The 24,542-nt window shown below is 72.5% G+C and carries 23 protein-coding genes; 8 read left to right on the plus strand and 15 right to left on the minus strand.

Annotation, left to right across the window (positions count from 1 at the left end; all coding sequences use genetic code 11):
• Positions 1-142: 142 nt before the first annotated feature.
• Complete coding sequence (locus tag ACIQMJ_RS36850; protein WP_499765647.1) at positions 143-1,618, minus strand: peptide MFS transporter; 1,476 nt, start codon at positions 1,616-1,618, stop codon at positions 143-145.
• A gap of 179 nt (positions 1,619-1,797) precedes the next feature.
• Here ACIQMJ_RS36850 and ACIQMJ_RS36855 point away from each other — a divergent pair, with 179 nt between their 5' ends.
• Positions 1,798-2,331, plus strand: a complete 534-nt coding sequence (locus tag ACIQMJ_RS36855; protein WP_499765648.1) for a TIGR03086 family metal-binding protein — start codon at positions 1,798-1,800, stop codon at positions 2,329-2,331.
• A gap of 306 nt (positions 2,332-2,637) precedes the next feature.
• Here the strand turns inward: ACIQMJ_RS36855 and ACIQMJ_RS36860 are convergent, their stop codons facing one another.
• The 5 genes from ACIQMJ_RS36860 to ACIQMJ_RS36880 form a co-directional block, all read right to left on the minus strand.
• Positions 2,638-3,144 (minus strand): DUF4262 domain-containing protein, encoded by a 507-nt coding sequence (locus ACIQMJ_RS36860; protein ID WP_499765649.1) that lies wholly within the window; start codon positions 3,142-3,144, stop codon positions 2,638-2,640.
• A 105-nt stretch (positions 3,145-3,249) separates the two neighbouring features.
• Positions 3,250-4,005: a YebC/PmpR family DNA-binding transcriptional regulator gene (locus ACIQMJ_RS36865; RefSeq protein ID WP_499765650.1), complete on the minus strand. Its 756-nt coding sequence runs from the start codon at positions 4,003-4,005 to the stop codon at positions 3,250-3,252.
• A gap of 18 nt (positions 4,006-4,023) precedes the next feature.
• On the minus strand, positions 4,024-4,629 hold the full coding sequence (pdxT, locus tag ACIQMJ_RS36870; RefSeq protein ID WP_499765651.1) for a pyridoxal 5'-phosphate synthase glutaminase subunit PdxT: 606 nt from the start codon (positions 4,627-4,629) through the stop codon (positions 4,024-4,026).
• Positions 4,630-4,729: 100 nt separating this feature from the next.
• Positions 4,730-6,148: an amino acid permease gene (locus ACIQMJ_RS36875; protein WP_499765652.1), complete on the minus strand. Its 1,419-nt coding sequence runs from the start codon at positions 6,146-6,148 to the stop codon at positions 4,730-4,732.
• A gap of 12 nt (positions 6,149-6,160) precedes the next feature.
• Positions 6,161-7,384 (minus strand): trans-sulfuration enzyme family protein, encoded by a 1,224-nt coding sequence (locus ACIQMJ_RS36880; protein ID WP_499765653.1) that lies wholly within the window; start codon positions 7,382-7,384, stop codon positions 6,161-6,163.
• A gap of 74 nt (positions 7,385-7,458) precedes the next feature.
• Here ACIQMJ_RS36880 and ACIQMJ_RS36885 point away from each other — a divergent pair, with 74 nt between their 5' ends.
• A complete protein-coding gene (locus ACIQMJ_RS36885) occupies positions 7,459-7,932 on the plus strand; it encodes an Lrp/AsnC family transcriptional regulator (protein ID WP_499765654.1) in 474 nt (157 codons plus the stop codon).
• A 34-nt stretch (positions 7,933-7,966) separates the two neighbouring features.
• On the opposite strand, the gene ACIQMJ_RS36890 is transcribed toward ACIQMJ_RS36885, so the two are convergent.
• Positions 7,967-8,701, minus strand: coding sequence for a globin domain-containing protein (locus ACIQMJ_RS36890; protein ID WP_499765655.1), 735 nt, complete (start codon positions 8,699-8,701; stop codon positions 7,967-7,969).
• Between the two features lie 53 nt (positions 8,702-8,754).
• On the opposite strand from ACIQMJ_RS36890, the gene ACIQMJ_RS36895 reads away from it, so the two are divergent.
• From ACIQMJ_RS36895 to ACIQMJ_RS36905, 3 genes are read left to right on the plus strand one after another with little or no spacing between them, the layout of a single operon-like run.
• Positions 8,755-9,102, plus strand: coding sequence for a winged helix-turn-helix transcriptional regulator (locus ACIQMJ_RS36895; protein WP_499765656.1), 348 nt, complete (start codon positions 8,755-8,757; stop codon positions 9,100-9,102).
• A 13-nt stretch (positions 9,103-9,115) separates the two neighbouring features.
• Positions 9,116-10,975 carry an acyl-CoA dehydrogenase family protein gene (locus ACIQMJ_RS36900; RefSeq protein WP_499765657.1) on the plus strand — a complete coding sequence of 620 codons (1,860 nt, stop codon included), beginning with the start codon at positions 9,116-9,118 and terminating at the stop codon, positions 10,973-10,975.
• A gap of 22 nt (positions 10,976-10,997) precedes the next feature.
• Positions 10,998-11,375 carry a DUF6292 family protein gene (locus tag ACIQMJ_RS36905; protein WP_499765658.1) on the plus strand — a complete coding sequence of 126 codons (378 nt, stop codon included), beginning with the start codon at positions 10,998-11,000 and terminating at the stop codon, positions 11,373-11,375.
• Between the two features lie 4 nt (positions 11,376-11,379).
• Here ACIQMJ_RS36905 and ACIQMJ_RS36910 read toward each other — a convergent pair whose 3' ends face one another.
• Positions 11,380-11,688: an AzlD domain-containing protein gene (locus ACIQMJ_RS36910; RefSeq protein ID WP_499765659.1), complete on the minus strand. Its 309-nt coding sequence runs from the start codon at positions 11,686-11,688 to the stop codon at positions 11,380-11,382.
• Positions 11,685-12,362, minus strand: coding sequence for an AzlC family ABC transporter permease (locus ACIQMJ_RS36915; protein ID WP_499765660.1), 678 nt, complete (start codon positions 12,360-12,362; stop codon positions 11,685-11,687). Before ACIQMJ_RS36915 ends, ACIQMJ_RS36910 begins: the two co-directional genes overlap by 4 nt.
• A 56-nt stretch (positions 12,363-12,418) precedes the next feature.
• Here ACIQMJ_RS36915 and ACIQMJ_RS36920 point away from each other — a divergent pair, with 56 nt between their 5' ends.
• The gene (locus ACIQMJ_RS36920; protein ID WP_499765661.1) at positions 12,419-12,976 is read left to right on the plus strand and encodes a helix-turn-helix domain-containing protein; all 558 of its coding nucleotides are present in this window, start codon (positions 12,419-12,421) and stop codon (positions 12,974-12,976) included.
• Positions 12,977-13,026: 50 nt separating this feature from the next.
• On the opposite strand, the gene pdxS is transcribed toward ACIQMJ_RS36920, so the two are convergent.
• Complete coding sequence (pdxS, locus tag ACIQMJ_RS36925; protein WP_499765662.1) at positions 13,027-13,974, minus strand: pyridoxal 5'-phosphate synthase lyase subunit PdxS; 948 nt, start codon at positions 13,972-13,974, stop codon at positions 13,027-13,029.
• Positions 13,975-14,233: 259 nt separating this feature from the next.
• On the opposite strand from pdxS, the gene ACIQMJ_RS36930 reads away from it, so the two are divergent.
• Positions 14,234-16,291 carry an elongation factor G-like protein EF-G2 gene (locus tag ACIQMJ_RS36930; RefSeq protein WP_499765663.1) on the plus strand — a complete coding sequence of 686 codons (2,058 nt, stop codon included), beginning with the start codon at positions 14,234-14,236 and terminating at the stop codon, positions 16,289-16,291.
• A 227-nt stretch (positions 16,292-16,518) separates the two neighbouring features.
• On the opposite strand, the gene ACIQMJ_RS36935 is transcribed toward ACIQMJ_RS36930, so the two are convergent.
• A complete protein-coding gene (locus ACIQMJ_RS36935; RefSeq protein ID WP_499765664.1) occupies positions 16,519-18,018 on the minus strand; it encodes a CoA-acylating methylmalonate-semialdehyde dehydrogenase in 1,500 nt (499 codons plus the stop codon).
• A complete protein-coding gene (locus tag ACIQMJ_RS36940) occupies positions 18,015-19,289 on the minus strand; it encodes an aspartate aminotransferase family protein (RefSeq protein WP_499765665.1) in 1,275 nt (424 codons plus the stop codon). The genes ACIQMJ_RS36935 and ACIQMJ_RS36940 overlap by 4 nt, the downstream gene beginning before the upstream one ends.
• Positions 19,290-19,396: 107 nt before the next feature.
• On the opposite strand from ACIQMJ_RS36940, the gene ACIQMJ_RS36945 reads away from it, so the two are divergent.
• The gene (locus ACIQMJ_RS36945) at positions 19,397-21,046 is read left to right on the plus strand and encodes a PucR family transcriptional regulator (RefSeq protein WP_499765666.1); all 1,650 of its coding nucleotides are present in this window, start codon (positions 19,397-19,399) and stop codon (positions 21,044-21,046) included.
• Here the strand turns inward: ACIQMJ_RS36945 and ACIQMJ_RS36950 are convergent.
• The 3 genes from ACIQMJ_RS36950 to ACIQMJ_RS36960 all read right to left on the minus strand — a co-directional run bounded on the left by ACIQMJ_RS36950 (position 21,043) and on the right by ACIQMJ_RS36960 (position 24,359).
• On the minus strand, positions 21,043-21,504 hold the full coding sequence (locus tag ACIQMJ_RS36950; RefSeq protein ID WP_499765667.1) for a hypothetical protein: 462 nt from the start codon (positions 21,502-21,504) through the stop codon (positions 21,043-21,045). The genes ACIQMJ_RS36945 and ACIQMJ_RS36950 overlap by 4 nt on opposite strands.
• A 309-nt stretch (positions 21,505-21,813) precedes the next feature.
• On the minus strand, positions 21,814-23,247 hold the full coding sequence (locus ACIQMJ_RS36955; RefSeq protein ID WP_499765668.1) for a S1 family peptidase: 1,434 nt from the start codon (positions 23,245-23,247) through the stop codon (positions 21,814-21,816).
• Positions 23,248-23,384: 137 nt separating this feature from the next.
• Positions 23,385-24,359 (minus strand): LysR family transcriptional regulator, encoded by a 975-nt coding sequence (locus tag ACIQMJ_RS36960; protein ID WP_499765669.1) that lies wholly within the window; start codon positions 24,357-24,359, stop codon positions 23,385-23,387.
• Positions 24,360-24,542: the final 183 nt, after the last annotated feature.

Genomic DNA, 24,542 nt, shown 5'->3' on the forward strand with positions numbered 1-24,542 from the left:
GGGGGGGGGCCCCCGGGCGGGGGGGGGGGGGCGGGCCCCCCGGGGGCGCCCGGGGGGGGGGGGGGGGGCGCGGGGGGGGGGGGGTTTTGGGGGGGGGGGGGGGGGGGGGGGGCCCCCCCCCCCCCCCCCCCACCGCCTCACGTCAGTCGACGCCCTGCATCAGCCGGTGGATCGACTTCGTGGCCGCCACCAGCGCGACGCCCAGGCCGATCGCCACCGCGCCCAGCACGCCGAAGTAGGCCACCGCGTTCTCGTCGCTGTAGAACCGGACCACGATCGCGCCGACGCCCGAGCCGGCCGCCGTGGCCAGGAACCACAGGCCCATGGTCTGCGAGGCGAACGCGCGCGGCGCGAGCTTCGTCGTCACCGACAGGCCCACCGGCGACAGCAGCAGCTCGCCGCACGTCATCACCAGGTACATCAGCACCAGCCACAGGAAGCTCACCCGCACCGACGGGTCACCCTGGCTGGCGACCATCATCAGCAGGAACGACAATCCCACCAGCAGCAGCGCGTAGCCGAACTTGCGCGGCGTCGCGGGCTGGCGGCGACCCAGCCTCACCCACAGCAGCGCGAACAGCGGCGCCACCGCGATGATCATCACCGGGTTGATCGACTGGATGAACGACGGCGGGAACGACAGGCCGAGGAACGTGTTGTCGACCCGGGTGTCCGCGAACGCGGCGATCACCGTCGCGCTCTGCTCGAACAGCAGCCAGAACATCGCCGCCGCGACGAACAGCGGGATGTAGGCGATCACCCGCGACCGCTCCACCTTCGTGGTGCGCGGGCTGCGGATCATGACCGTGAAGTAGCCGATCGGCAGCAGCACCGACAGCAGGCTGATCAGGTTGATCACGCCCTCCGCGCCCAGGACGCCGAGCACCACCAGCAGCGCCACCACGACCACCGAGCCGACGGCCGCGGCGGCGATGCGGCCGAGCACCCGGCCGCGCTCCTCCACCGGCAGCGGGAACGGTGGCACGGCGGCCGAGTCGCCCAGGCCGCGCCGGCCGAGCCGGTACACGACCAGGCCCAGCGCCATGCCGACCGCCGCCGCACCGAAGCCGAGGTGCCAGTCGTAGGTCTCGCCGAGAAACCCGCACACCAGCGGCGCCAGGAAGCCGCCGAGGTTGATGCCCATGTAGAAGATCGTGAAGCCGGAGTCGCGGCGCGGGTCCTGCCGGTCGTACAGGCCGCCGACCACGGTGGAGATGTTCGGCTTGAGCAGGCCCGTGCCCAGCACGATCAGCACGAGGCCGGTGTAGACGCCCGTGACGCCGATCGGCAGCGCGAGCGCGACGTGCCCGAGCATGATCAGCACCCCGCCGTAGAACACGGCGCGCTGACCGCCGAGCACGCGGTCGGCCAGCCAGCCGCCCGCCACGCCGGACATGTAGACCGACGCGCCGTAGATCGCGACCAGCGACAGCGCGAAGCTCTTGTCGAGCCCGAGCGCGCCCTCGTCGGCGGAGCGGTACAGGTAGTAGGCGAGGATCGCCTTCATCCCGTAGTAGGAGAAGCGCTCCCACAGCTCGGTGAAGAACAGCGTCGACAGTCCTCGGGGGTGACCGAAGAAGCCCCGCTGCGGGGTGGAGACAGCGCTCGTGGCGCTCACGTGGTCCTCCTGGTGTCAACGATGTCACCGTCGGCGTACCGGGTCACGTTACGCCGTACGGGTGTACTGGAAGAAATCCCGATACGGCCGAGTGGCCTACTCCACAGCCTCGGGGTGCGCTCCGGTGCAACGTTTGGTGCACTCGTGGGGTGGATCTGATCGAGGCTCACGGACGCGCGATGACGGAGTTCGACTCGCGGGTGCGCCGGGTGCGCCCCGAGCAGTGGGACTGGGACACACCCTGCAAGGAGTGGTCGGTCCGGGACCTGGTGAACCACCTGGTCCACGAGCAGCTGTGGGCGCCGGAGCTCCTGGCGGGCTGCACGGTCGAGCAGGTCGGCGACCGGTTCGACGGCGACCAGCTCGGCGACGACCCGCTGCACTCGTGGGTGCTCGCGGCGGCGGCGGCACGGGAGGCGTGGATCGCGCCGAAGGCGCTGCTCAAGCCGGTGCACCTGAGCTACGGCAGGGCCACCGCGGTCGAGTACGGCTGGCAGATGACCTCCGACCTGGCGGTGCACGCCTGGGACCTGGCGCGGGCCATCGGGGCGGACGAGCGCATCGACCCGGACCTCGCCGAGGCGGTGCTGGACCACGTCGAGCCCCACGCCGAGGCGTGGGCGGCGAGCGGGCTGTTCGACCCGCCGGTGCCGGTGCCCGACGACGCCGACCCGCAGACCAGGCTGATCGCCCTGCTCGGCCGGACGCCGTAGCGGGCGCGTACCGCGGGGAGAGCCCATCGGAGGCCCTCCCCGCGGCCTGTTCCTTGGCACGGGCGGGGCCCCCGTGACCAAGCCCTGTCGCGCGCGTCCCGTCCCGCGCAGCTCCCCGACTACGCGGGACGGGACGCACCTCCCCCTCGCAGCGTGCGGAGTCCCCGACCTCTCCACCCACACCACAGTGATAGCCCGCGAGCGTTGTCAGCGGTCGGAGAGCCGGTTCTTGACAACATTCCCCGGACAACGGCGACGGGCCCCGCCGCGGCGTGCGACGGGGCCCGATCGGTCGGGGTGGGGCGGTCAGGGGCCGGTGACGCCCGGCTCCCAGCTCTCCGGCCGGCCGCTCTCGGTCAGCAGCAGCTGCCAGTCGCCGAAGCCCATCGGCGCGTCGTGGTGCCACGGGAACCGACCGTCCGCGGTCGGCACGATGATCTGCACGGCGGCGAAGTCGCCCTTGCCGTAGAGCAGGAACGCGCTGCCGAAGAACTCCGGGTAGAAGCCCTTGAAGACGCGTTCGAAGGTGACCGGCACGCCCTCGAAGAAGTCGTGGTAGAGCCGGCCCGGCACGAACCGCTCGCCACGCCGGGCCCGGTCGACGTAGGCGCGGATGAGCACCTGGGCGTGCTCGGGCGGCAGGCCGAGCACCACGGCTTCGGCCACGCCGAACCGGCGCCACGCCCCGACCGAGAACGAGTAGCCCGCGCCCTCCTCGTCCTCGGGCACGGTGACCACGGCGTGGCCGTGCTGCTCGGCCTGGGTCAGCAGCCAGTTGCGCAGGTTGATGTCCTGGACGGAGGGGTTCGACACCAGGCCATTGTGCCCGTTGCCGGCGTCAACCCCGCGTGTGCACGGCCCCCGGACGGACGACAGCCCCGCGCCGGGACGACCGGCGCGGGGCTGGGTGGCGTTCCGCTAGGCGTCGACTTCCGCCATCACCTGGTCCGACACGTCGAAGTTCGCGAAGACGTTCTGCACGTCGTCGCAGTCCTCCAGCGCGTCGATCAGCTTGAAGATCTTGCGCGCGCCCTCGGCCTCCAGCTGCACGGTCACCGACGGCAGGAAGTTCGCCTCCGCCGACTCGTAGTCGTAGCCCGCCTCCTGGAGCGCCTTGCGCACCGCGACGAGGTCGCCCGCCTCGGACACCACCTCGTAGCTCTCGCCCAGGTCGTTGACCTCCTCGGCGCCCGCGTCGAGCACCGCCACGAGCACGTCGTCCTCGGACAGCCCGTCGCCCTTCGGCACGATCACGACGCCCTTGCGGGTGAACATGTAGGCCACCGAGCCGGGGTCGGCCATCGAGCCCCCGTTGCGCGTCATCGCGGTGCGGACCTCGGACGCGGCCCGGTTGCGGTTGTCGGTCAGGCACTCGACCAGCACCGCCACGCCGTTGGGGCCGTAGCCCTCGTACATGATGGTCTGCCAGTCCGCGCCACCCGCCTCCTCGCCGCCGCCGCGCTTGCGGGCGCGTTCGATGTTGTCCAGCGGCACGGAGTTCTTCCGGGCCTTCTGGATGGCGTCGTACAGCGTCGGGTTGCCGTCGGGGTCGCTACCGCCGGTGCGGGCCGCCACCTCGATGTTCTTGATCAACCGCGCGAAGAGCTTGCCGCGCTTGGCGTCGATTGCGGCCTTCTTGTGCTTGGTGGTCGCCCACTTTGAGTGGCCGCTCATTTCTCCTCCGTCGAATACTCAGCCCGCGGCACGGACCATGTCCACGAAAAGGCGGTGCACTCGCCCGTCACCGGTCAGTTCCGGGTGGAACGAGGTGGCGAGCACGTGCCCCTGCCGAACCGCGACGATCCTACCGGCGGCCTCGCCGGCGTCTTCCGTTTCGGGCACCCGGGCGAGCACTTCCACGTCCGATCCGGCCGATTCCACCCACGGGGCCCGGATGAACACGGCGTGCACCTGGCCCACCTCGGTGAAGTCGAGTTCGGCCTCGAAGGAATCGACCTGCCGGCCGAAGGCGTTGCGGCGGACCACGATGTCGAGGCCGCCGAGCTGGTGCTGGTCGGGCCGCCCGTCCAGGACGCGGTCGGCGAGCAGGATCATCCCGGCGCAGGACCCGTAGGCGGGCATGCCCTCCTTGATCCGCGCGCGCAGCGGCTCCAGCAGGTCGAACGTGGCCAGCAGCCGGCTGATGGCCGTGGACTCGCCGCCGGGCAGCACCACGCCGTCGACCTCGGCCAACTCCTCGGGCCGGCGGATGGGGCGGGCGAGCACGTCGGCCTCGGCCAGCGCGACGAGGTGCTCACGGACGTCGCCCTGGAGGGCGAGGACACCGACGACGGACACGGCTGGATTTCCTCCTAGGTGAACTGCCACCAGCCTAGGTGACCGGGCCGGACGGGTGCTCGTGGCACCCGCCCGGCCGTTCGGTCTTCCCGCGGACGCGCTAGTCGCGCTCCGCGACCCGCTCGGCCGCCTGGTGGGCGGTCGAACGACGGGCTTGGACGGCTCGCCAGCCGACGAACAGCAGCACGGCGAGCACGGGGATGGACCAGAACGCGATGCGCTCGGCGGGTCCGGCGAACGCCATCAGCACGATGACGAGCGCGAGGAACACCAGCGTCGCCCACCCGGTGTAGGGCGCGCCGGGCATCCGGTAGGAGGGCCGCTCGACCTCGCCGCGCAGCGCGGCCCGGCACAGCCGCAACTGGCAGAGGATGAGCGTGGCCCAGGTCGCGACGACGCCCAGGGAGGCCACCGCGATGGCGATGTCGAACGCCTCTTTCGGCACCAGGTAGTTGAGGACCACGCCGAACAGGTAGGCGACCGAGGTGAACAGGATGCCGCCGTAGGGGACGTGCCTGCGGTTCATCTTCCCGGTGAACGCGGGCGCCTCGCCCTGCTGCGCGAGCGAGCGCAGGATGCGACCGGTGGAGTAGAGGCCCGAATTGCACGACGACAGCGCGGCGGTGAGCACGACCGCGTTCATCACGTCGCCCACCCCGGCGATGCCGAGTGCGGAGAACACGGTGACGAACGGGCTTTCCGCGCCGCTGTAGAGGTTCCACGGCAACAGCATCGCGAGCAGCAGCACGGAACCGACGTAGAAGACGCCGATCCGGTAGACGACGCCGTTGATGGCCTTCGGCAGCACCTGGCGCGGATTGGCGGTCTCCCCCGCCGCGATGCCGACGAGTTCGATCGCCGAATAGGCGAAGATGACCGCTTGCAGGGTCATCAGCGCGATGCCGACGCCCGCCGGGAACATGCCGCCGTGCGCGAACAGGTTGTGCACGCCCGCTTCACTGCCGCCGACGTCCGCGCCGCCGATGACGAGCGCGACACCGGTGAACAGGAACACCACGATCGCGGTCACCTTGATGACGCTGAACCAGAACTCCAGCTCGCCGAACAGCTTCACCGACAGCAGGTTGACCAGCACCAGGAACCCGAGCGCGACCAGCGCGGTGACCCACTGCGGCAGGTCCGGCAGCCACCGGTGCACGTAGATGGCCACCGCGGTGATCTCGGCGATGCCGGTCATCGCCCAGTTCACCCAGTACATCCAGCCGGAGGTGAACCCGGCCCACGGTCCGATGAACTCGCGGGCGTATTCCACGAAACTGCCCGCGGTGGGCCGGTGCAGCACCAATTCGCCGAGCGCGCGCATCACGAAGAACGCGGCCAGGCCGCACAGGGCGTACGAGAAGACCAGTGACGGGCCGGCCTGGGCGAGTTTGCCGCCGGCGCCGAGGAACAGGCCGACGCCGATGGCGCCACCGATGGCGATCATCTGCACCTGGCGCTTGGACAGCGCTTTGGTGTAGCCGTCGGCGTCGGGTTCCGCGACCGTCTGCTCATTCATGGTGGCCGAACGTTAGTGGCTAGCGGCGGGCTCCCGGAAATCGCTTGAGGAAGACTTGATGTAATCCTCTTCACAACCGCCGGAGAGCGCCTGGTCGAGGTCGTCCCAGAGGTCCTCGACGTCCTCCAGGCCGACGCTCAGGCGCAGCAGGTTGGCGGGCACGCCGGACTCCTCGCGCGCGGTGTCGGGCACCAGCCGGTGGGTCAGCGCGGCCGGGTGCTCGATCAGCGTGTCGACCGAGCCGAGGCTGACCGCGGGGGTGACGAGCCGGAGCCTGCGCACGACGGCGGCGGGGTCCTCGCGGGTGGTGAACGCGAGCATCGCGCCGGGACCGCGCATCTGGGTGCCGACGAGGCCGGCCGGGTCCGCGCCGGGCAGGCTCGGGTGCCGGACGAGGCCGGTGCCGGGGTGGGCGTCGAGGCGCGCGGCCAGGTCGGTCGCGGTGCGCTGGGCCGCTTCGACGCGCAGGGGCAGCGTGGCCAGGCCCCGGTGCATGAGGTAGCCGCCCAAGGGGTGCAGGACCGCGCCGGTGATGATCCGGACCTGGCGCAACGGGCCGGCGTGCTCCTCGGCGCAGGCGACGACGCCGCCGAGCACGTCACCGTGCCCGCCGAGGTACTTGGTGCCCGAGTGCAGCACGTAGGTGGCGCCGAGCGCGGCCGGGTTCTGGAGCACGGGGGTCGCGAACGTGTTGTCCACCACGACCGGCACGCCGCCCGCCTGGGCGGCCACGGCGGCGATGTCGAGCAGGTCGAGGTTCGGGTTGGCCGGCGTCTCGATGACGACCAGGCCGGTGTCCGGTGTGATCGCGTCGGCGACCCGGTCGGCCGGGGCGTACGTGGTGCGCACGCCGAGCAGGCCGGACGACAGCAGGTGGTCGGTGCCGCCGTAGATCGGGCGCACCGCGACGACGTGCGGCTTGCCGGTGAGCACGCACGCGGCCTGGACCACGGCGGTCACCGCGGCCATGCCGCTGCCGAAGGCGACGGCGGCCGACGTGCCTTCCAGGGCGGCCAGGGCCTGCTCGAACCGGGCCACGGTCGGGTTGTGCAGCCGGGAGTAGACCGGCGAGGCGGCGTGCGCCGCGCCCTCGGCGAGGTGTTGGAGCGCGTGGCCACCCTCGCCCTGGTCGGGGATCGGGTAGGTGGTGGACAGGTCGATCGGCAGGGCGTGCACGCCCAGGTCGGCGAGGTCGTCGCGCCCACCGTGCACCGCCGTCGTACGCAACCGGGTCATGCCCGAATCTTGGACTTATCGTCGGCGGATGGGGCACAGTTCCGCAGGGTGTTCGGCGGCGGGAGGGTTTCGACGTGCTGGATTCGGTGGACGCGGCGATCGTGCAGGAGTTGCAGAAGGACGCTCGGCTGCCCAACAAGGAGCTGGCCGACCGGGTCAACGTGGCGGCGTCGACGTGCGTGGTCCGGCACCGGTCGCTGCGCGAGCGGGGCGTGATCACCGGGTACCACGCGGAGGTGGACCTGGCCGCGGTGGGCCGGCCGGTGCAGGCGATCATCGCGGTCCGGGTCCGGCCGCACACGCGGGCGATCGTGGAGCCGTTCATGGACTACGTGCTGACGCTGCCCGAGGTGCTGGCGCTGTCGCACGTGGCGGGGCCGGAGGACTTCCTGGTGCACGTCGCGGTGGCGGACACGGCGCACCTGCAACGGCTGGTGCTCGACCGGTTCACGACGCGCCGCGAGGTCAGCGAGGTGCAGACGAACCTGCTGTTCCAGCACGTGCGCAAGCACACCGTGCCGCCCGCCGACGGCGACCGGTGGTCGTGAGGGGGTCGTCCCCGATCCCCGCGCGTTCCCGTCGTCAGCCCCGCCACGGCCGCACGTTGCCCCAGTCCCACGTCGGCATGGGCTCGGCCGGGTTCGTTCGCGCGTCGGGAGCGGAGAAGACCACCGCCATCCTCGTCCCCCATTCGAGGTAGCCGACGAACGCCGAGCGGAACTCCGGGTCGTCCGGGAGGCCGACGTCCTCCGCGGTGTCGAGCAGGAGCGAGACCCACCGCTTCCGCTGCTGCTCGGTGATGCCCTTGCCCACGTGCCTGCCGACCATCCCCCGGTGCCCGCCGCGCGTGGTCGAGTAGGCCCGCGGCCCGCCGAAGACCTCGCCGAGCCAGGCCGCGACGTGGTGCGCGTGGCCCGGGTCCACGTCCGCGAACAGCGGCGCCAGCAGCTCGTCCTCGGGCACTCGCCGGTAGAAGGCGTGGAACAGCGCCTCGAACGCCTCCGCGCCACCCGCCCACTCGTACAGCGTCGGCGTGGCCCGGCCGACGTCGACCGGTCCGTGGCGCCGCGGGGGCGAGCCGCAAGCGGCGAAGTCGGCCAGTTCGGCGGCGAAGGGGGCGTGGTGCGGGCCGGCGCGGAAGCGTTCCGGGTCGTCCGCCCAGGTGAGGCGGACGACGTGCTCGCCGTCGGCACGGGTCAGCTCGAAGTCGTGGCACTCGGGCGCGGCGGCGAGGTGGACCGCGGCACGGCGGAAGGCGGACTCGAACGCCCCGACGCGGTCGGCCGGCACCCGGTACCCGATGTACTCGATGATCACGCGGTCAGTCGAACACCCGCGGCCGGGGGCGACAAGTACGTACTTTGTGGTGCGTGAACGTGCGCAGGAGGCGGTACTACTGCCCGGTCGAACTGGCCGTGGACGTCATCGGCACGAAGTGGGCCGTCGTGGTGCTGGCCCACCTCAAGGAGGGCCCGCACCGCTACGGAGCGTTGCGCCGCCGGATGCCGGGCGTCAGCGAGAAGGTGCTCACCACCCGCCTGCGCGAGCTGGAGGACGCCGGGCTGGTCGAGCGCACCTCCGACGGCGGCACGCCGCCCGCGGTGACCTACCGGCTCACCGCCGAGGCGGGCGAACTCGCGCCCGCGCTCCAGGTCCTCTACGACTGGGGCTCGCGGCGGGCCGAGCGGCACGGGATCGCTGTCGAGCCGGTGACGTGAACCTGTGTTAACAATGACCATGGGGACCGAAGCGTTGCGCGACCTGCTCGACGGCCGGTGGGCGGCGGTGCGCCGTCGTGCCGTGGACCTGCTCGGCGAGCTGAAGCCGCCCGGTGAGCTCGAGCGCGAGGAGTACCGGGCCTGGGTGCTGGAGCAGCTGCGGGCGCTGGCGGACGGCGGCCACCCGTTGATCGGGTTCCCGGCCGCGCACGGCGGGCAGGACGACGTCGGCGGCTCGGTGGTGGCGTTCGAGGTGCTGGGGTTCGGCGACCTGTCGCTGATGGTCAAGGCGGGCGTGCAGTGGGGCCTGTTCGGCGGCGCGGTGCAGGCGTTGGGCACGGCGGAGCACCACGAGCGGTACCTGCCCGCGATCATGAACCTGGAGCTGCCCGGGTGCTTCGCCATGACCGAGACCGGGCACGGGTCGGACGTGCAGCACCTGCGGACGACGGCGACCTACGACCCGGACACCGAGGAGTTCGTGGTCGACACGCCGGACCCCTCGGCGCGCAAGGACTACATCGGCAACGCCGCGCGGGACGGGCGGATGGCGGTGGTGTTCGCGCAGCTCGTGACCGGTGGCGTGACGCACGGGGTGCACGCGGTGCTGGTGCCGGTCCGGGACGCGTCCGGCGCGCCGACGCCCGGTGTGCGGATCGAGGACTGCGGGCCGAAGGCGGGCCTCAACGGCGTCGACAACGGGCGGTTGTGGTTCGACCACGTGCGGGTGCCGCGGGCGAACCTCCTCAACCGGTACGGCGACGTGGCGGCGGACGGCACGTACTCCAGCCCGATCGAGGGCGAGGGCCGGCGGTTCTTCACCATGCTCGGCACGCTGGTGCGCGGGCGGATCAGCGTGGCGGGCGGCGCGGGCAGCGCGACGAAGAAGGCGCTGGCGCTGGCCGTCCGGTACGGCGACCGGCGTCGGCAGTTCACCCGGCCCGACACGGGTGAGGAAGTCGTGGTGCTCGACTACCTGGCGCACCAGCGGCGGCTGCTGCCCGCGTTGGCGACGACGTACGCGCTGCACTTCGCGCAGGAGGAGATGGTGTCGGCGCTGCACGACGTGTCCGACGACCGGCAGCAGCGTGAGCTGGAGTCGCGGGCGGCGGGGCTCAAGGCGGTGGCCACGTGGCACGCCACGCACACCATCCAGGCGTGCCGTGAGGCGTGCGGTGGCGCGGGGTACCTGTCGGAGAACCTGATCGCGGGGTTGAAGGCGGACACGGACGTGTTCACCACGTTCGAGGGCGACAACACCGTGCTGCTGCAACTGGTGGCGAAGGGGCTGCTGACCAGCTACCGCGACCACGTCGGCGACCTCGACCCGTGGGGCATGGCCCGGTTCGTCGCCGACCAGGCGGTGGGCGTGGTGATCGAGCGGACGGCGGCGCGGGCGATCATCGACCGGTTGGTGTCGGGCAGTTCGGACGCCCTGCTGGACCGGGGTTGGCAGGTGCGCCAGTTCGAGGACCGCGAGCGGCACGTGCTGGAGGGGTTGGCGCGGCGGTTGCGGCGGGCGTCGCGGGACGACGCGTTCGACGTGTTCAACGCCGCGCAGGACCACGTGCTGCACGCCGCCCGCGTCCACGTGGACCGGGTGGTGCTGGAGGCGTTCGTGGCGGCGGTCGACCGGTGCGCGGACCCGGAGGCGTCGGCGCTGCTGGACCAGGTGTGCGACCTCTACGCGTTGAGCACGATCGAGGCGGACCGGGCGTGGTTCCTGGAGCACGGCCGGTTGACGCCGCAGCGGGCGAAGGCGGTGTCGCAGGCGGTGAACGAGCTGTGCGGCCGGCTGCGCCCGCACGCGCGCACGCTGGTGGACGCGTTCGGCATCCCTGAGACGTGGCTCACGGCGCCGATCACCGGATGAGGCCGCGGGAGAGGATGGGTACGTGGACAACAGCGCGCTGATCAGCCTCGGACTGGCCCGGTACGTGCAGGCGGTGGCCGAGCGGGTGGGCGTGCCGCCGGAGGGCACCGAGTTCGAGGTCAGCGACACCGCCACCGCCTACCTGGGCCTGGAGGGCCCGGGACGGGACCTGATGCTGCTGTGGAACGAGCAGCGCGGCTGGTCGATCGCGGTGGAGACCGATCCGACCGAGAAGCCGGTGGTCGTGGCGCACCTCGGCCTGCCGCTCGTGCCGCCGCCGGAGGAGGTGGCGCGGTTCGTGGACGACGTGCTGGCGGGCAAGCCCGGCGGCCCCGAGCCGGACCCGGGCGTGACGCAGGACCGCGGCGCGCTCGCCGGCCGGTTGCGGGAGTACCTGTAGCGGGCTAGGACACGCCGACGAACCGCAGGCCGGCGGTCGTCACGGCGGCCAGCACGACCACCACCACGAACGGGGCCTTGCGCCACGCCGCGACGCCGCCCACCAGGACGCCGATCGGCAGCGCGAGACCCGCGAAGCCCTGTCCCTTGGTCAGCGAGGACGTCGCCACCAGGGCGAACAGCAGCACGGTCGCCGACGTCGACATCAGCAGCCGGACCCGGTCGGACAGCGTGAGCCGGTCGCGCAGCAGCGGCCCGGCCAGGCGGAACGCGTAGGTGCCCGCGGCGAGCACCAGGACGGCGGCCAGCGTCACGCCTTCTCCCCCTGTCGTGCGGTGATCAGCAGGCCGCCCAGCGCGACCAGCACGGGCACGCCCGCGGGGAGCACCGGCGTGGCGGCCAGCGCGAGGGCCGCGCCCAGCAGCGCCGCGTGCCGGGTGGCCCTGTCCTTGAGCGCGGGCAGCAGCAGCGCGAGCAGCGCCGCGGGGAACGCCGCGTCGAGCCCGAACGCGGCCGGGTCGCCGATGTTCTCGCCGATCAACGCACCCGCGACCACGGCGACGTTCCACGCGACGAACAGCGCGACGCCGCACGACCAGTAGGCGGCCTTGGCGCGGCGCGGGTCGCCCTGGGCCAGCGCGAACGCGGTCGTCTCGTCGATCAGCAGGTGGCTGCCGACCAGGCGGGGCAGCAGGCCCTTGCCGAGCACGTCGCCGACCGCCAGGCCGAACGGCAGGTGGCGGACGTTGAGCAGCAGGCCCGCCAGCACCGCCGCGGCCGGGCTGCCGCCCGCGGTGACCACCCCGACCGCCATGAACTGCGAGCCGCCCGCGAAGACCAGCAGCGACATCACCACGGGCAGCCACCAGGGCAGTCCCGCGCCGGTGGAGATCGCGCCGAAGGACGCGCCGCTGACCGCGGCGCCGGCGGCCACCGCGGCGACGTCACGCAGCAGCTCGGCATCAAGGGTTCGCCATGTCGAACGCATCGTCTTCTACGATGAACAGAGACAAGGCGTTCGTCAAGCCGAACGATTGGACTGTCATGTCGAACACAGGGGCGCCGCTCGACGTCATCGCGGCCTCACTGCGCCGCGAACGCGACCGCGCCGGGCTGTCGTTGAGCGAGCTGGCCAAGCGGGCGGGCATCGCGAAGTCCACGCTGTCCCAACTGGAGTCGGGCAGCGGCAACCCCAGCGTGGAGACCCTCTGGGCGCTCGGCGTGGCGCTGGGCGTCCCGTTCTCCCGCCTGGTCGACCCGCCCACGCCGCACGTGCGGGTCATCCGCGCCGGGGAGGGCCCCGCGATCTACTCCGAACGCGCCCACTACACGGCCACTCTGCTGGCGTCGTGCCCACCGGGCGCCCGCCGCGACATCTACACGCTGCGCCTGGAACCGGGCCCGGCCCGCGACTCCGAACCGCACATGCCGGGCACCGTCGAGCACGTGATCGTCAGCACCGGCCGCATGCTGGCCGGCCCGCAGACCGAACCGGTCGAGCTGGGCCCCGGTGACTACCTGCTCTACCCGGGCGACATCCCGCACACGGCCCAGGCACTCGAACAGGGCACGACCGCCCTGCTCGTCTCGGAGCACGTCTGAACGACGGGTGGCCCGCCGGACACGTCCGACGGGCCACCCGGAACCCGGTGCTACCAGCCGCGCTCGGCCAGGCGGTGCGGCTCCGGGATCTCGTCCACGTTGATGCCCACCATGGCCTCGCCGAGGCCGCGCGACACCTTCGCGATCACGTCCGGGTCGTCGTGGAAGGTCGTCGCCTTCACGATCGCCTCCGCGCGCTGCGCCGGGTTGCCCGACTTGAAGATGCCCGAGCCGACGAACACGCCCTCCGCGCCGAGCTGCATCATCATCGCCGCGTCCGCCGGCGTCGCGATGCCGCCCGCGGTGAACAGCACGACCGGCAGCTTGCCCGCCTCCGCCACCTCGCGGACCAGCTCGTACGGGGCCTGGAGCTCCTTGGCCGCGACGTAGAGCTCGTCGGCGGGCAGGTTCTGCAGGCGCAGGATCTCCGCGCGGATCTTGCGCATGTGCGTGGTGGCGTTGGAGACGTCGCCGGTGCCGGCCTCACCCTTGGAGCGGATCATCGCCGCGCCCTCGGTGATGCGGCGCAGCGCCTCGCCCAGGTTCGTCGCACCGCACACGAACGGCACGGTGAACTGCCACTTGTCGATGTGGTTGGCGTAGTCGGCCGGGGTCAGCACCTCGGACTCGTCGATGTAGTCCACGCCGAGGGACTGGAGCACCTGCGCCTCGACGAAGTGGCCGATGCGCGCCTTGGCCATCACCGGGATCGACACCGCGTCGATGATGCCGTCGATCATGTCCGGGTCGCTCATCCGGGACACGCCGCCCTGCGCGCGGATGTCGGCGGGCACCCGCTCCAGCGCCATGACGGCCACCGCGCCCGCGTCCTCGGCGATCTTGGCCTGCTCGGCGTTGACCACGTCCATGATCACGCCGCCCTTGAGCATCTCCGCCATGCCCCGCTTGACGCGGGAAGTGCCGGTGACCTGGGTGCCGGCGTCGGGTGAAGTGGTCACGACCAGCCTTTCTCGAAGTTGGGGGGCGAACACCACCATGGTACGACCGACGTGGACCGCCGAAGCATGCCAATCAGGCACGTTCTCGGCAGGCCACTTTCCGTCCCTTCGCAGGTAGTGGCGTACGCCACCCCCGGGAAAAGCGCGACGACCACCAGCCGCGCGGCGACCTGCGGCGCACCGCGTGACGACGTCCGTCCGGATTCCTCCTGCCGGGTTGGGTGTGGCCGTTTGGGGTTGTCCCCCGCGCCCGGCGGGTGTGAGATCGGACACTAAATACTTGTGGAGGGCGGTCCCAATGGGCAGCAAACACTCCGACAACGGCCACTCGGCAGGCGCGGTCGCTGTGGACGACCCGGCCAAGGTCCGCAACGTCGTGCTGGTCGGCCCGTCCGGCTCCGGCAAGACGACGCTCGCCGAGGCCCTGCTCGCCAGCACCGGCGTGCTGACCCGACCGGGCTCGGTCACCGAGGGCACCACGGTGTGCGACCACGACCCCGCGGCGGTGCGCCAGCAGCGGTCGGTGGGCCTCGCGGTCGCCCCCGTCCGGCACGGCGACATCAAGATCAACCTCATCGACACGCCCGGCTACGCGGACTTCGTCGGCGAACTGCGCGCGGGCCTGCGCGCGGCGGACGCGGCGCTGTTCGTGGTCAGCGCGGCGGAAGGCGTCGACCCGGCCACCGTCTCGCTGTGGGAGGAGTGCGCGATGGTGGGCATGCCGCGCGCCGTCGTGGTCGCCCGCACCGACCACCAGCGGGCGGACGTGCCCACCGGGATCGCCTCGTGCCAGGACGCGTTCGGCGCGGGCGTCGTGCCGCTGTACCTGCCCGACGGCGACGGCCTGGTCAACCTGCTCACCACCGACGACCCCCGCTTCGAGGAGCAGCGCAACGCGCTCATCGAGGGGATCATCGCGGAGAGCGAGGACGAGACCCTGATGGACCGCTACCTCGGCGGCGAGGAGATCGACCAGGCCACGCTCGTCGCCGACCTGGAGACGGCGGTCGCGCGCGGCTCGTTCCACCCGGTGATGCCGGTGTGCGCGCTGACCGGCCTCGGCCTGCCGGAACTGCTCGACGGCATCGCCCGCGCCTTCCCGTCCCCGCTGGAGCACCCGCTGCCCGACGTGACCGGCGTGGACGGCATCCCCCAGCCCCGCATGGCAGCCGACCCCAACGGCCCGCTCGTGGCCGAGGTCGTGCGCACGGCGGTGGACTCCTACGTGGGCCGCGTGTCGCTGGTGCGCGTGTTCTCCGGGACGCTGCGCCCCGAACGCCCGGTCCACGTCTCGGGCCACGGCATGGCCGACCGCGGTCACGAGGACCACGACGTCGACGAGCGGGTCGCGCACGTCTACTCGCCGCTGGGCGCGACCCTGCGCGAGGTGCCGTACTGCGTGGCGGGCGACCTGTGCGCGCTGACCAAGCTCGGCTCCGCCGAAACCGGCGACACGGTGTCCGCCCCCGACAAGCCGCTGCTGGTGGCGCCGTGGGAGATGCCGGAACCCCTGCTGCCGGTCGCCGTCGTCCCCCGCAGCCGCAGCGACGAGGACAACCTGGCCCGCAACCTCGGCAAGCTCGTGGCGGGCGACCCGACCCTGCGGCTGGAGCGCAACGCCGAGACCCACCAGCTCGTCCTGTGGTGCATGGGCGAGGCCCACGCGGACGTCGTCCTGGCCCGCTTGCGCGCGGGTGGCGCGGAGGTCGACACGGAACCGGTGCGCGTGGCGCTGCGGGAAACGTTCGCCGGCCAGGCCAAGGGCCACGGCCGGCACGTGAAGCAGTCCGGCGGCCACGGCCAGTACGCCGTCTGCGACATCGTCGTCGACCCCCTGCCCCGCGGCTCCGGCTTCGAGTTCGTGGACAAGATCGTCGGCGGCGCCATCCCGAACCAGTTCATCCCGAGCGTGGAGAAGGGCGTCCGCGCCCAACTCGAACGCGGACTGCAAGGCGGTCACCCGGTCGTGGACGTCCGCGTCACCCTCGTGGACGGCAAGGCCCACTCGGTCGACTCCTCCGACGCCGCCTTCCAAACCGCCGGCTCCCTCGCCCTGAAGGACGCCGCCGCCAACGGCCGGACGTGCCTCCTCGAACCCCTCGACGAGGTGACCGTGCGGCTGCCGGACGACCACCTGGGCACCGTCCTGGGCGACCTCTCCAGCCGCCGCGGCCGCGTCCTGGGAACGGAAGCCGAAAGCCCCGGCTACACACTGATCCGCGCCGAAGTCCCCGCCACCGAACTGCTCCGCTACGCCGTGGAACTCCGCTCCCTGACCTCGGGCACGGGCACCTACACCCGCCGCTTCAGCCGCTACGACCCCCTCCCCCAAACCCTCGCCGCCCAAGCCAAATAACCCCCACCACCAGAACCCACTGATCCACAGCGGACCCGCAGCCGGCCCACAGGGCTCGATGTGACATGGCTTCGACCAACCCGAAGCACCCGAACCCGTGTCACATCGAGCCGGGCTTGACCACCACGCCGCCTGCCCTGAACGTAGAACTCACCGGACCTGAACGTTCGACTCACGCGACCTGAGCGTTCGACACGCGGGACCTGAGCGTTCGACACGCGCGGTGGTCAGGTGTTTTGGGGGAAGCCCAGGTTCACGCCACCGTGCGAGGGGTCCAACCACCGCCCCGTCACCACCTTCGTCCGCGTGAAGAAGTGCACCCCCTCCGGCCCGTACGCGTGCGAATCCCCGAACAACGAGTCCTTCCACCCCCCGAACGAGTAGTACGCCACCGGCACCGGGATCGGCACGTTCACCCCCACCATCCCGACCTCGACCTCGTTCTGGAACCGCCGCGCCGCCCCACCGTCGTTGGTGAAGATCGCCGTGCCGTTCCCGTACGGGTTCGCGTTGACGACCTCCACCGCGTCGTCGTACGTCCCCACCCGCATCACCGACAGCACCGGCCCGAAGATCTCGTCCCGGTAGACCGACATGTCCGTGCCGACGTGGTCGAACAGCGTCGGCCCGAGCCAGAACCCCTCCGCCGCACCGTCGATCGCGTGCCCGCGACCGTCCACCACCAACGACGCGCCCTCCGCCTGCCCGGCGTCCAGGTAGGACACCACGCGGTCCCGGTGCGCCCCCGTCACCAACGGCCCCATCTCGCACCCCGGCCGGCGACCGTCCCCGACGTGCAGCACCCGCACCCGATCCACGATCTTCGCCACCAGCTCGTCCCCGACCGGGTCCACCGCGACCACCACCGAGATCGCCATGCACCGCTCGCCCGCCGAACCGAACCCGGCCGACACCGCCGCGTCCGCCGCCAGGTCCAGGTCCGCGTCCGGCAGCACGACCATGTGGTTCTTCGCCCCGCCCAACGCCTGCACCCGCTTGCCGTGCCGCGTCCCGGTCTCGTACACGTACCGCGCGATCGGTGTCGACCCCACGAACGACACCGCCTTGACGTCCGGGTGCTCCAGGAGCCGGTCGACGGCGACCTTGTCGCCGTGCACGACGTTCAGCACGCCGTCTGGCAGCCCGGCCTCCGCGAACAGCTCCGCGATGAAGTTGGCCGCCGACGGGTCCTTCTCCGACGGCTTGAGCACCACCGCGTTCCCGCAGGCGATCGCGTTGGGCACGAACCACAGCGGCACCATGGCGGGGAAGTTGAACGGCGAGATCACGCCCACGACACCCAGCGGCTGCTGGATCGAGTACACGTCGACCCGGGTGGACGCGTTCTCGCTGAACCCGCCCTTGAGCAGGTGCGGGATGCCGCACGCGAACTCCACGGCCTCCAGCGCGCGCTGCACCTCCCCTGCCGCGTCCGACAGCACCTTGCCGTGCTCGGCGGTGACGATCGCGGCCAGATCGCCCTTGCGCGCGTTCAGCAGCTCCCGGAAGGCGAACATCACGTTCGACCGCTGCGCCAGGGACGCGTTGCGCCACGACGCGAACGCCTCGGAAGCCGTCGCCACCGCCTCGTCCACCACGGATTCGTCGGCGAGGTCGACGCGGCTCGCCACCTGCCCGGTGGCGGGGTCGTACACGTCACCGGAGCGCGCGCTCTCGCCGTTCCACGGCTTGCCGCCGATCCAGTGCGAGATCCTGCTCGTGTTCACAGCACGTCCTCCAGGATGCCGAGCGCTTCCTCGACCTCGTCCTCGGTCAACGTCATCGGCGGCGCGAGGCGGATGACGTTGCCGTACAGGCCGCCCTTGCCGACCAGCAAGCCCCGCTCCCGCGTGCCCTCCAGCACCGCGACCGCACCCGCCGGGTCCGGCGCGCCGTCCGGGCCCACCATCTCGATGCCGATCATCAAGCCCTTGCCGCGCACGTCGCCGACCGCGGGCCGGTCCGCCGCGATGTCGCGCAACCCGTCCAGCAGCCGTTCGCCGAGCTTGGCGGCGTTGGCCTGGAGGTCGTTGTCCAGCAGGTAGTCCAGCGTGGCCAGCGCGCCGGTCGTGGCGATCGGGTTGCCGCCGAACGTGGACAGCGAGTTGGCGGTGAGGCAGTCCATCACCTCGCCGCGCGCCACCACGCCACCGATCGCGAGGCCGTTGCCCAGCCCCTTGGCGAACGTCATCGCGTCGGGCGTCACGCCGTGCGCCTGGATGCCCCAGAAGTGCTCCCCGGTGCGGCCCCACCCGGTCTGCACCTCGTCGGAGACGAGCAGGATGCCGTACTCGTCCAGCACTTCCTTGAACGCGCCGAACAGCCCGTCGGGCGGCGAGGAGAACCCGCCCACGCCCTGGATCGGCTCGACGATCATGCACGCCACGTCGCCCGCGGTCGTCGTCTCGATCACCTCGCGCAGGTCCGCCACGCACGCCTTGACGTAGTCGGCGTCGGACAGGTCCTTGAACGGGCTGCGGAACCGGTAGCCGCCGTGCACCCAGCTGACCTTCACCGGGCTCAGCGAGGACGCCGACCAGCCGCGGTTGCCGGTGATCGCGACCGTGGCGAACGCGCGACCGTGGTAGGAGTTGCGCAGCGCGAGGACCTGGTCGCTGCGGCGGTACTGGGTGGCCAGCATGAGCGCCGTCTCGTTGGCCTCGGTGCCGGAGTTGGTGAAGAAGACCTTCGCGTCCGGGATGCCGGACAGCTCGGCGATCTTCTCGGCCAGCTCGACCTGCGAGCGGATCAGGTAGAGCGTGGAGCTGTGCAGCACGCCGGTGGACAGCTGGGACCGGATCGCGTCGGAGATCTCGGCGACGTCGTAGCCGACCGCGTTGGTCAGGATGCCGGCGAAGAAGTCCAGGTAGGTGCGGCCCTCGCGGTCGGTGACGCGGCGTCCGCTCGCGCTCGCGAGCTCGATCGGCCGCTCGTAGTAGAGGGCCATCCAGTCGGGCATCACCGCGCGGTGCCGGGCCAGCAACTCCTCGTGTCCCATCGCGTCCTCCGGTCGTAGGTCCCTGAAGGAGGAGTGTGGTCGGCGGCGCGGAGGCCCGCCATGGACAACCTGTACCCCTTTCCGGGCGGGCGCATTACGTTGTGTCCATGTACCCCACGGTCGCCGAAGCGCTCGCCCTGCCCGTGGTCCGGCGCGGCGAGCCCGCCGTGGTCGCGGGCGCGGGCGGGATGGGCCGCCGGGTGCGGTGGGTGCACGTCGCCGAGGTCGCCGACATCGCCCACCTGCTGCGCGGCGGCGAGCTGGTGCTGACCACCGGCATCGCGCTGCCCGACGACCCGGACGGGCTGCGCCGCTACGTCGCCGACCTCGCGTCGGTGGGCGCGTCCGGGTTGGTCGTGGAGCTGGTGCGGCGGTGGAGCGACGAGGTGCCCGGCGCGCTGGTGGCCGCCGCCGAGCAGCACGAGCTGCCGCTGGTCACGCTGGCGCGGGAGACCCGGTTCGTGTCGGTGACCGAGGCCGTGGTGTCGCTGATCGTGGACGCGCAGCTCGCCGAGCTGCGGGCGGCCGAGCAGGTGCACGAGACGTTCACCGCGTTGACCGTGGCGGGCGCCGAGCCCGCCGAGGTGCTGCGCGAGGTGGCCCGGACCGCCGGGCTGCCGGTGGTGCTGGAGACGCTGGGCCACGAGGTGCTGGCCTACGACGCGGCCGGGCAGGACCCGACCTCCGTGCTGGCCGACTGGGGTCAGCGGTCGCGGGCGGTGGCCCTGCCGGAGCGGACCGCCTACCACGAGCAGGCCGGGTGGCTGGTGACCGTGGTCGGCGCGCGGGGCGCGGACTGGGGTCGGCTGGTGCTGCTCTCGCCCGAGCACCCGCCGCACCGCCACGTGGTGGTGGCCGAACGGGCCGCGTCGGCGTTGGCCGTGCACCGGTTGGTGGCGCGGGACCGGGAGTCGCTGGAGCGGCAGACGCACCGCACGCTGCTCACCCAGCTGCTCGGGCAGCCGCCGCACGACCTGCCGACGCGCGCCGCGGCGCTCGGCGTGCCCCTGGACCGGCGGCAGCTCGTCGGGGTGGCGATCCGGCCGGGCACGGCGAGCGCGCCCGCGCAGGCGTTGGCGACGCAGGAGGTGCTGCGGGACCTGGCCGAGGCGACGGCGTTGGCGGCCCGACGGGTGACCGTGCCCGCGCTGGTCGGCGTGGTGGACGACACGAGCGTGCGGGCGTTGCTGTCGTTGCCGCCGCAGGCCGGGCTGGACGGCGTGCTGCGGCGGTTGGCGCGCGAGGTGCACCGGCGGGCGGCGGCGACGCAGCACGCGCTGCCCGTGGTGGTGGCCGTCGGCACGACCGTCACGGCGTTGCCGGACGTGCGGCGGTCGTTGGGCGAGGCGGCGCACGTGGCGGGCGCGGCGCTGCGGTCACCGGGCACCCGGCTGTACCACCGGCTGGACGACGTGCGGCTGCGCGGCCTGCTGCACCTGCTGCGCGAGGACGAGCGGGTGGTCGCGTTCGCGGACCGGGAGCTGGGGCCGCTGCTGGCGCGGGACGCGAACCAGGGCACCCGGCTGGTCGAGCTGTTGCGGTGCTTCTGCGAGCACGGCGGCAACAAGTCCGCCGCGGCTGCCGCCGCCCACCTCTCGCGGACCGCGTACTACCAGCAGTTGAGCCGGATCGAGCAGGTGCTCGGGGTGTCGCTGGAGGACCCGGAGTCGGTGCTCTCGCTGTACGTGGCGCTGCTCGTGCACGAGGTGGGCGAGCGGGACCCTCAGCTGCCCCGCCCGCCCACCTCCGCGACTTAGGCGACCGGCAGCTTGCCCAGCTCGCTGCCCAGGTCGGGCGCCTGGCCCACCGAGACCGCGGGCGCGATCGGGAGCTCCGGCACGCCCGGGACCTGCGGGACGCCGGGGACCTCGGGCAGGGCGCGGCCCTGCGGCGCGAGCGCGTCGCCCGCCACCGGCAGCTGCGGCGCGGCGGGCGCCTTGAGCGCGGCGGGCGCGGCCACCTGCGGCGCCCTGACGTCCGACGCGCCACCGGGCAGCGGCGCGGGCAGCTTCACGGCCTGGCCGCTGAGCAGGTCGGTGACGGGCTTGGTGGCGTCGAGGCCGACCTCGGGTGCGGTGCCGACGTTGCCGACGGTGCCGTCCACGATCTCGGTCGGGCCTTCGGCGGCGGACGCGGCGGACGCGAGCAGCGGAGAAGTACCCACGGCGAGCAGGGCGGCGGCACGCAGAAGTCCGCGCGTGCGGTATCCGGACACGGTTTTCCTAACCTGGTTGGGGACCTGCAAGTTGACCTACTCCCCATCGACCACCGCACCCCCACCCCTTGACCGCTCGATCAGGTGACTGACGCTCCGTGTCCCCACCCCACCCGATCGAGTCACGCCGGCCGCGTGGCCGGGTGTCCTGCCACGGCGACGCGCACGTGAGAGCCCCGCGGGTCCGGCGTTCGGGTGCCGGAACCGCGGGGCCGTCCGCCCCCTTGGCGGATCGTGGGCCGCGCGGGCCCGTGTCGGGGAGACGTTAGGGCGACACGGGCCCGCGGCGGCTTCTTCCCCCCGGAAGGGCTAGGGGTTCGTGACCCCCAGCGTGTAGCTGCCGGAACCGCTGTACGCGTGCACGCGGTAGCGGTAGTAGCCGGCGGTGCCGTTGTAGTTCACGGTCTCGTTCGCGGCCGGGCTGTCGCCCTTGGCCACGACCGACCAGGCGCTGCCGTTCCACTTCTCCAGGTACAGGTCGAAGTCGGCGCCGCCCGGGCCCACCAGGCAGCCGACGTGCGCGCCGGACACCGTGGACTGGTAGTAGCTGTTGTTCGGCTGGTACGCCTGACCGCCCGCGGCCAGGGAGCCGTTGTAGGTGGTCTCCGAGCCCTGGCAGCCGGTCGGCGGGTCGGGGTTGCCGCCACCGCCGGTGACCAGGGTCAGGCCGTAGGTCTGGAGGATCTCGTTGACCGGCTGGAAGTAGGTGGTGCCGCCGGAGCTGCAGTTGCCCGAACCGCCGGAGGTCACGCCCTGCGCCTGCGTGCCCGCCAGCAGCGAGCCGCCCGAGTCGCCGGGCTCGGCGCACACCGTGGTCTGGATCAGGCCGGTCACCGTGCCCTGCGGGTAGCTGACCGACGAGTTGCGCGCCTGGATGGTGCCGCAGTGCCAGCCCGTGGTGGACCCGGAGCGGCACACCGCGGCGCCGACCGGCGCGTCCTGCGACCCGGCGACCGACACCGTGCCGCCGGAGTAGTTGTTGACCAGGCCGCGCGGGGTGTTGCCGGCCGCGACCTGCACCCACGCGTAGTCGTTGCCGGGGAAGCTCGACCCGCGGAACGTGCCGCTGGGGTTCGACGTCGTCGCGCCGGTGGAGCCGCAGTGCCCGGCGGTGATGAACCCGCCGTTGACGGAGAAGCCGACCGAGCAGCGCGTGCCGCTGCCGATCATGTAGGCGTTGCCGCCGATCACGTCGACCAGCGGGCGGGGAGCCTCGGTGGTGGTGACGTAGCGGACGGCCGAGGCGGAGACGCCGGAGGACGCGACGAAGGCGCGTGCCGCGGCGAGCCGACCGGGCTGCGACTTGACCACGACGGTGTTGGTGGGCAGGTCGACGTACCAGCCGGGCACGGACTTCGGCGCCTCGGCCACGTTCGCGTCCAGCGCCGACTTCACCGCGTCCAGGTCGCTCTCGCTGCGCTGGACGAGCGTGGTGCGCACGCCGCCCTGGTCCGCGTCGGCCGGGCGGGTCACGCCGACGGTCAGCGTGCCGGACGAGTCGATCCACGCGCCGCCGAACGCGCCGTCCAGCCGCTTGCGCAGGGAGCGCGCGGTGTCGGCGGAGCGCTCGTCGGCGGCCAGCCGGGCCCGCGCCCGGTCGGCGTCCAGGCCGAGGTCGCGCTGGATCGCGGCGAGGACCTCCGCGTCCTGGCCGGCCGGCGCGGCCTGGGCCGCGGTCGGGTGCAGGAGGCCCGCCGCGACGAGCGCCGCGGCGAGCGCCAGGGGTCTCAACAGTGCTGACATGGGGAATTCTCCTCGAAGGAGGGCAGGGATTCCCCGTGAAACTAGGTCGGTCCGCCCGTTCGCGGTAATACCGGTTTGGTCATAAGACGCGGTGATGGCCCGGTGCCGGCGCGACCGGACCGGCAGTGCCCGCGGGGTCAGACCAGGGCTTGGTGCGGCACCGCGCCGTACTCCGGGTGCCTCGGCAGCCAGCCCGCGTAGCGGGTGCTGCGCTCGGCGGTCTCCCGGTAGGCTTCGGCGGCGTACCGCAGCACCTGCGGCCCGAACGCGGCGGCCGGGCCTTCCGGGTCCCAGCCCATCAGGTGCCGCCACCGCAGCGGCGCCCCCGCCAGCGGCATCGAGACCAGGCCGGGCGTGCGGCGGAACGTCGGCTGGCACAGGGCGACCGCGTCACCGGTCGACGCCAGGTCGATGCAGCTGGTGATGTCGACCTCGTACATGGTGCGCGGGGTGAAGCCCGCCCGGCTGCACGCGGCCACGAAGCAGTCGCCGAAGCACCCGTCGCCGGGCACGACCGCCCACTGCATGTCCCGCAACGCGCCCAGCTCCACCTCCTCCAGCACGGTGAACGGGTGGTCCTCGGGCATCAGCACGAACACCGGCTCGACCGCGATCACGTGCCAGGTCAGCCCGTGCTCCGACGGCGGCGGCGCGTCGCCGCACACGCCGACCAGCACGTAGTCCAGCCGGCCCGCGGCCACCATCGCCGACAGCTCCTCGCCGGACCACGACACCTGCGTGGAGACGTGCGCGCCGGGGTGCGCCTCGGTCAACCGGTGCACCAGCCCGCCGAGCATCGGCCCGTTCACCGCGCCGACCCGGTACCGGTCGCCGGGCACGGTGTCGTCCACCAGCCGCAGCGCGTCCTCCTGGAGCCGGGAGAACGCGGGCAGCAGCACGCGCGCCCGCTCCAGCACCAGCTCGCCGAGCGGCGTCGGCCGGGCGCCCCGGTGGTCGCGCTCGAACAACCTGCCGCCGAGCAGCGCCTCGATCCGGTGCAGCTGGGCCGTGAGGGCGGGTTGCGCCAGACCCAAGAGGGAGGACGCCTTCGACAGGCTGCCCGCGTCCGCGATCGCGCAGACGACCCGCAGGTGCCGCAGTTCGAGCTTCATCCACCGGACGTTAGGTCACCGCTCACCCGCCAGTCGAGGGCCGACCGGAGCCGGGCGCACCGGCCCGGACCAGCGGCTGGAGTGGCAATGGACAGAGTGTGCCCTGATCATGGCAAGCGTGGACACTTTGCCACTGCCCAGGCGCGCGGGCCGACCGGAGGATGCCGGGATGGAATTCGCGCC

The sequence above is a fragment of the Actinosynnema sp. NPDC091369 genome (assembly GCF_044757065.1).
GTDB lineage: Bacteria > Actinomycetota > Actinomycetes > Mycobacteriales > Pseudonocardiaceae > Actinosynnema.